This window comes from Streptomyces sp. NPDC058086 (assembly GCF_042885015.1).
Taxonomy (GTDB): Bacteria; Actinomycetota; Actinomycetes; order Streptomycetales; family Streptomycetaceae; genus Streptomyces.
Genome location: NZ_JBHVST010000209.1, coordinates 1 through 7,451 on the forward strand (window position 1 = coordinate 1; position 7,451 = coordinate 7,451).

The 7,451-nt window shown below is 69.8% G+C and carries 5 protein-coding genes; 3 read left to right on the forward strand and 2 right to left on the reverse strand.

The window, feature by feature from the left end; translation table 11 throughout:
* Nucleotides 1–191: 191 nt before the first annotated feature.
* On the reverse strand, nt 192–1,823 hold the full coding sequence (locus ACFVWD_RS56530; protein ID WP_389606858.1) for a subtype B tannase: 1,632 nt from the start codon (nt 1,821–1,823) through the stop codon (nt 192–194).
* A gap of 292 nt (nt 1,824–2,115) precedes the next feature.
* Here ACFVWD_RS56530 and ACFVWD_RS56535 point away from each other — a divergent pair, with 292 nt between their 5' ends.
* The 3 genes from ACFVWD_RS56535 (at nt 2,116) to ACFVWD_RS56545 (ending at nt 6,243) form a co-directional block, all read left to right on the forward strand.
* On the forward strand, nt 2,116–3,420 hold the full coding sequence (locus ACFVWD_RS56535) for an FG-GAP repeat domain-containing protein (protein ID WP_389606851.1): 1,305 nt from the start codon (nt 2,116–2,118) through the stop codon (nt 3,418–3,420).
* Between the two features lie 210 nt (nt 3,421–3,630).
* Nucleotides 3,631–5,133, forward strand: a complete 1,503-nt coding sequence (locus tag ACFVWD_RS56540) for an FG-GAP and VCBS repeat-containing protein (protein WP_389606852.1) — start codon at nt 3,631–3,633, stop codon at nt 5,131–5,133.
* Nucleotides 5,134–5,235: 102 nt separating this feature from the next.
* Nucleotides 5,236–6,243: a Yip1 family protein gene (locus tag ACFVWD_RS56545; RefSeq protein ID WP_389606854.1), complete on the forward strand. Its 1,008-nt coding sequence runs from the start codon at nt 5,236–5,238 to the stop codon at nt 6,241–6,243.
* Nucleotides 6,244–6,919: 676 nt separating this feature from the next.
* On the opposite strand, the gene ACFVWD_RS56550 is transcribed toward ACFVWD_RS56545, so the two are convergent.
* On the reverse strand, nt 6,920–7,336 hold the full coding sequence (locus ACFVWD_RS56550) for a hypothetical protein (protein ID WP_389606856.1): 417 nt from the start codon (nt 7,334–7,336) through the stop codon (nt 6,920–6,922).
* Nucleotides 7,337–7,451 lie beyond the last annotated feature (115 nt).

Consider the following 7,451-nt stretch of genomic DNA (forward strand, 5'->3'; position numbering starts at 1 on the left):
GAGCCCCTGGTGGGGTTGAAGGGGCGGAGCCCCTGGGGATGGGACGGGTAGGGGCGGCGGGGGCGTGAAACCCCGTGGGGCAGCGCGACGCCGAGCCCGTTCCTGTGCGGGCCCGGCGTCGCGGTGGGGCGGTGTCCTGGGGTGACTGATGACGAGAAGCCGCCTCAGGACACCGCGCCCGGGGGGTGCGGCTACTTCGCGGAGCGGCGCCGCCCCGAGTCGCCCGTCACCTTCGCGATCCACGTGAGGAAGTCACCGGGGTCGACGTTCGAACCGTGGCCCTCGTCCCAGTAGTAGAGGTGATTGACGTCGTCGCCCAGGTTGTCCAGCGCCGCAGCGAGATTGGCGGAGACCGTCAGCGAAGTGTCGGAGTCCTTGGTACCGAGGCGGATCCACCAGTGCCTCGACCGGCCGGGGTTCTCCTCCCCGATGTGGTGCATCGGGTTCATCAGGTCGAGCTTCTCGGGGATGTCGCTCGCGACCCGCTTCGTGGCGAGCCCGGTGGTGTCGTTCTTCGCGCCGTACGCCGTGAAGTGCCGCGCCCCGGTGGTACCGGCGCCGAACTCGTTGTTCTCGCCCGCGGACAGATCGAACGCGTCGAAGGCCGGCGCCGTCTTCTTCCGCGCGCCGACGTGGGTCAGGAAGTCGGCCCAGGTGAACGTCGCCCTGCCGCCGGACCACGTGATGAACGTGTTCGCGGCCAGATACGTCGCACGATCGGCCTCCGACAGCGCCGCCAGGTACTTCGTGGCGGACGGCTGGAGGTAGGTCTCCACCAGGTAGTCGTCGTAGTTGCGGGCCGTGAGCGGGCCGAAGCCGTTCAGGCCCCGCAGCCTGAGAGAGGCCTGGTACTCCGCGAACTGGGCCCGCAGCGCCTTCGACACCGTCTGGTCGACGACCTTGCCGGTGCTCGCCGTGACGCTGGTACCCCAGTTGAACTCGTACGCGCCGTCGGCGTGTTCGAGGTCGGTGATGGGGCACCAGGCGCCGGCAGCGAAGATTGCGTCGGACGCGTCGGCGGCGCCGAGCTCCTTGAGGTACTTGTCGTAGATCGGGCTGTCGCCGGACGCGCCGAGCAGGGAGGACAGGGCGCCACCCGCACTCGTACCGGTGGAGACGATCCGGTCGGTGTCGCCCGGGATGACGCCCTTGTTGGCGCGTACGTAGCGGACCGCGGCCTTCAGGTCGACGATGGCGGCCGGGGCGGTGCCGTAGTACGTGCCGGCGGAGTCGGTGAGGGTCCGGCCGCGCGCGCCCGGCTCCACGACGACGTAACCCGCCGCGAGGCCCAGCTTCCCGAGGTTGACCATCCCGCCCTGGGCGTTCACCATCGCGTTGCCGCCGGACTGCACCTCGCCCGTGCCGCCGCTGCCGGAGGCCGAGGGGCTGGGGGACGCGCTGGGGGACGCGCTGCCACCGGCGCCGCCCGTGGGCATACCGCCGGTCATCTCGGCGCCGCCCACGCCGGTGGCGTCCGCCACGGACGACGGCATGTACCCGCCCACCGAGTTGGCGAAGACGATCGGAGCGTTCGTCGCGTCCACGGCCTTGCCGTCGATCTTGACGGGGACACTGACGTTCAGGCTCTGGTACTTCGCGTCCACCGGACTGGCGACGTAGGTGACGGCCTTCCAGAAGTGGTACACCACCGTGTGGTCGGTGCCGTCGGCGTCCGTGATGGTCGTCGTCAGCTCGGTGAACGCGTCCTTGTCGAAGACCAGGGAATCCGACGCACCCGAGGACTTCGAGCCCGTGCTCGACGCGTTCGCGCTCAAGGCGAAGCCACCGGCTACGGCGACTCCGGCGGTCGCGCCGATACCCATGACGACGGTCCTGCGCTTCACTGCCCTGTGCTTCACGGAAAGCCTTCTCCCTGTTCACGGCAGCCATACGGCGGCCGAAACGGCTGGTCAGGGGCGTGCGGGCCATTCTTCGCGCCGGGCGCCGCCCCCGTTCGTCCGGTCCTTGCGAACGTAAATTGAGTAGCTCAATATTGTCAACAATTCTGTAAAACTCATCGCTGACACACAGCCCTTTCCGAGGTGGCGATACCGCTCCCACCGAATCCGGAGCATCATGGCGAGGTTGTTGTCAGTGGGGCGGATGAGGTGAACGGTGGGCGGGCGAAAAGCCGGTATACGGGCCGGAGCGATCAGCTGCGCACTGCTGCTCGGGGGATGCGCCGGCATCGGGAACACCGGTTCCGCGCGACACGAACCCGTGACCGTCGCCAAGGCCCCCGCCCAACTCCCCGTCCCCCGCGGCAAGGGCGGCGAGGCCGCCGACGACTTCAACGGCGACGGCCATCGCGACCTGGTCCTCAATGACCTCGTCAAGGGCCCGGACGACGCCCACGGCGACGACGCGGGCATCGGGATCGTCTACGGAACCGGAACCGCACATGGACTCGCGCCCGGCGCACGGCAGTTGCTGAACCCCGCGCGCCAGGCGGCCCGCACGAAGGGCCGGTCGCCCGCCGTCTTCGACGCGGAGGCGAGCTGCGACCTGGACAGGGACGGCTTCACCGATCTCGTGGTGTCGACGGACCCCCCGTACGACGGCCAGGGCCGGCCCCCCGTCCCCCTCCAGATCCTCTTCGGCTCCCCGGCCGGCCTCACCGGCAGGGCGGTCGAGCTGGTCATCCCGGAGGGGGCCCGCGCCGGCAACGACTGGCCCGACCAGCCCGTGTGCGGCGACTTCGACGGCGACGGCGCCGAGGACCTGGTCGTGCACGCCTCGGACGGCCGACTCAGCTATCTGCGCGGCCCGTTCACCAGGAAGGGCACCCCGCGCGCGGCGGGCAAGCCCCTCCCCTCACCCGGCACCGTGCCCACCGGCCCCGCCCTCGACGTGAACCGCGACGGCTACGACGACCTCCTCGTCCGTACGGCGGAAGGCCCCGGCACGTCCGCGCTCGTCCTCGGGGGCCCGGCCGGCCCCACCCGCACCGGCACCGCCCTGCCGAGCGGCATCGACGTCGCCCTCGGCCGCTTCGGCAGGGGCCGCGCCCTCGACGCGGCGGTCGGCTCGATGGACGGAACGTATCTGCGCTACGACCTCCCCACCGCCGTACGCGACAGCATCAGCACCCCCGGTTCGGTACTGGACGCCGGGGACTTCGACGGGGACGGCGTGAGCGAACTCGTCTCCAGCGGAGCGGAGTTGCGGATCCTGCGGGGCCGTACGACCGGACTGTCCGCGACGGGGATGGTGACCGTGCCGCCACCCGCCCGGGGCACCACCCGGGTCCTGACCGTCGCCGACTTCACGGGGGACGGGCGGGCGGACCTGGTCGTACGGACGTACGCCGGGGAGACGAAGGACACGGTCGCGGTGTACGCGGGCAACAAGGAGGCGCTGGTGACGGCGAAGCCGACGGTCACGTTCTCCACGTCCGAGTTCCTGGGAATGAAATCCTGAACCACGAGTCACCTCACCAACAGCGGTACTCGCCACAGGCGTTACGGGAATTGATCAAACTCACGTACAACCCTTGACCCCCTTTCAAGGTCTTCTGTTCGCCGACCGGCCTGCGAACCCCGGGACAACTCCCGGTGAACGCGGGCGGTCCGCACCCCATTGACTGGGAATGCCCGCCAGGCGTCCCCGCATGCCGCAGGAGACCCCCGCATGCACAAGCAGTACCCGCAGCACCGCACACACGCCTTCAGACTCGCCCTCGCGACGGCCACCGCGGCCGCGCTGACGGGCGGTCTCCTCACGTTCTCGGCCGCGACGGCGACGGCCGCGGACTCCACGAAGGTCCCGCGGGCCGACTTCAACGGCGACGGAATCGGCGACGTCGCCTTCTCGGCCTCCGACGCCTACGTGAGCGGCCACAAGGCCGCCGGCCAGCTCGTCGTCCTCTACGGCACCCACAGCGGCGTGTCCGGCGCCAAGCGCTCCACGCTCAGCCAGAACACCGCCGGTGTCCCCGGCACCGCCGAGGCCGGGGACCTCTTCGGCGCCGACACGGCGTACGCGGACTTCAACGGCGACGGTTACGACGACCTCGCCGTGTCCTCCCCGCACGAGAAGTTCGGCAACGACACCGACGCCGGTGGCCTCGCCGTTCTCTGGGGCTCCCCGAGCGGCCTCACCGGCAAGGGTGTGGCCATCGCCGACCCGGCCGGCTCCTCGCACGACTACTGGGGCAAGACCATCGCCGCGGGCGACTTCGACGGCGACGGCAAGGCCGACCTGGCCGTCGGCAACTCCTCCAGCACGATCTACGTCTATCGGGGCGGTATCACCTCCACCGGCGCGGCCGGCCTCGCCCGCACCACGATCAAGCCCCCGATCCAGTCCGGCGGCAACGCCCTCGGCCCACGGAACCTCACCGCCGGTGACATCAACGGCGACGGCCGCACCGACCTGGTGGTCGACGGCTTCGAGACCAAGACCGACTACGGCTGGAACACGAACTACTACGTGCCCGGCACCACGAACGGCCTGAACGTCTCCGCCGCCAAGGCCCTCAAGCCCGGCATCATCACCGCCATCGGCGACATCAACAACGACGGATTCGGCGACATCGTCAGCGGCGCGTACTGGGACAACAAGACCGAGGACGGCACGACCATCCCGGACTCCGCGCTCGGCGGGAAGGTGAACATCACCTACGGCTCCGCGTCCGGCCCCGCCGGTACCACCGGAATCACCCAGAACTCCGGCAGCGTGCCCGGCAGCTCGGAGAAGGCCGACAGCTTCGGGTACGAGCTGGACCTCGGCGACATCAACGGCGACGGCTACCAGGACCTGGTCGTCAGCGCCGCGTACGAGGACCTGAACGGTGTCGCGGACACCGGCATGGTCACCGTCCTGTACGGCTCCGCGCACGGCGTCAACACCTCCTCCGGCGCGCAGGCCTTCGCCCAGAGCACGCCGGGCGTCCCCGGCAACGACGAGAAGTCCGACCTCTTCGGCCTGGACACGAAGCTCGACGACGTCAACGGCGACGGCAAGGCCGACCTCCTCGTGGGCTCCTACGAGAACGGTGGCGACGGCAGCGTCACCTACCTGCCCTCCAACGGGTCCAAGATCACCACGACCGGCTCCCGCGCCATCTGGCCGGCCGACGCAGGCGTCTCGACGACGGGCACACCGGCGTTCGGCGCCAACTTCGCGGACTGAGTCCAGCTGTCCTTCAGCCGGGCCCGCACCCACGGGCCCGGCTTCCGCCTCTTACGGAGCCTGGGAGCCCGTAAGGGACACCCGCGCTCCTCCCCTTAGGGGATGTCACAGCTCGGACCCAAACCCCCCTCCGATGGCCCACACCCGGCACGCCACTGTGCGGGACCAGGTACGTTCGATTACGTGGCTGGATTCAGGATCGGACGCGGCCGGGACGACCGGGCCCCGCAAGCGCGACCCCAACAACACCGACCGTCGTACGGACAGCAGGCTCCGCAGGGAGGCCGGCAGCCATACGGCTACCCGCCCGCGCCCTCGCAGCAGCAGCCGTACGGGGGTCAGCAGTACGGCGGTCAGCAGGGCGGGCAGCCGGGCTGGCCCCAGGCGAACGGCGGCGGCGCCGGCGGTCACGGCGAGCCGGAGTACTTCGGCGACGGTCACCCGCAGCAAGGTGCCGACCCGTACGCGGCGAACAGCCCCGGTCACACCCAGGCCTTCTCGGTCGGCGAGGACCCCTACACCCAGGGCGGGACCTACCGTGCCGGCCAGGCGGCGGCCCCGCCGATCGGCCCCCGTCTGCACTGGAAGGACCTGCTGAGGGGCATCGTCACAACCCCCAACCAGACCTTCCTGCAGATGCGCGACTACACGATGTGGGCCCCGGCCCTGATCGTGACGTTCCTCTACGGCCTGCTGGCCGTCTTCGGCTTCGACGGCGCCCGCCAGGACGCCATAAACGCCACCCTCTCCAACGCCGTCCCGATCGTCCTGACGACGGCCGTGGCCATCGTCATCAGCACGTTCATCCTGGGCGTGGTCACCCACACCCTGGCCCGCCAGCTCGGCGGCGACGGCGCCTGGCAGCCCACGGTCGGCCTCTCCATGCTGATCATGTCCATCACGGACACCCCGCGCCTGGTCGTCGCCATGTTCTTCGGCGGCAACGCGTCCTTCGTGCAGCTCCTCGGCTGGGCGACCTGGGTCGCTGCGGGCGCCCTGCTGACCCTCATGGTCAGCAAGTCCCACGACCTCCCGTGGCCGAAGGCACTGGCCGCGTCGGCGATCCAGCTGATCGCGATCCTGTCGATCATCAAGCTGGGCACGTTCTAGCGAGGACGCGCGGTACGCCACGCAACGTCGAGTACGTACGAGAGGGCCCCCGGCACTGAACCACTGCCGGGGGCCTTCTCCATCCCTTGCCCGGGCCAGGTCAGAACGCTTCCTTCGACGGGGTGACCGGCTCTCCGGACTCACGCACCGGAGGCAACACGGCGAATCAGGTACTGGTCGGCGCCACACAGGTTCGATCAAGCTCGGGTCGAACTTGCGCACTCACCTCCTGGCATCAAGGCCCGCGCACGGCGCGGGCGCGCGCCGCCTCGCTGTCGGGGCCGCCGCCCTGTCCTCGCCACCCCGGAAGAACTCCGAGCGCGATACCCCAGCATGGGCACTCCCTGGTCCGCCGAGGACGACAAACGGCTCCTTGCCCTCTACCGACAAGGCGAACGAAACCTCAACTCTCTGGGCAAGCAGTTCGGCCGAAAGCCCAGCGCCATCGGCTCCCGTCTGGCAAAGCTCGGTCTTGAAAGCCTGGGCTGAGCCGACGTCCGCTCGGGACTCACGGAGCTCCCATCCCGTCCGTCGTCGACCCAGGCAGAGCCGAGCAGACGGGATGGGAGCCAGGGAAAGTGGTGGGTCGGGGGGTACGCAAGGAGCATGTCTCCTCGGGCCGGGAAACCGAGGATGCCTGCCCTGGCCGCCGCCGTCCGGCATCGAGGGCGAGAGGTCAGCGCCAGAGAATGATGAGCGAGGCCAGGAGCAGTGCGGCCGAGGCGGACAGCCCCAGGATTCGGTAGGGCCGCCATGCCGTCAGTGCCACGGCGGCGGCCCATACCGCTCCCACTACGACGGCCGGCCACTTGCCGACTGTGCTCAGCGCGGCATTGAGCGGGAACGGTGCGAGCAGAAGCGTCGGTGGGATGACCGTCAGCCCGGGGCGGATGCCCAGCAGCCTGTACGCCACTATCAGCCCGACGAGTGCGATGGCGAACGAGGCGGGGAACGAGAGGACCGGCCACGGCGTCAGGCACACACTGGTCTCATCGGCGCACACGCGGGCGTCGTAGGCGTACGCCTCCTGTACAAGATGGATCGACAGACAGGTGAGAGCTGCACCGGTTGCGGCAGCGCCCGTGATGCGCACAGCCAGAGTCCCACCAGATGGCGCCGCTGGCTCGTCGTGTCGTATCGAAGTAGCGTGCATGACAAAATTCTCTGCGGTCGTGACGGCCGGGGCCTGAGTACGCGTACTCAGGCCC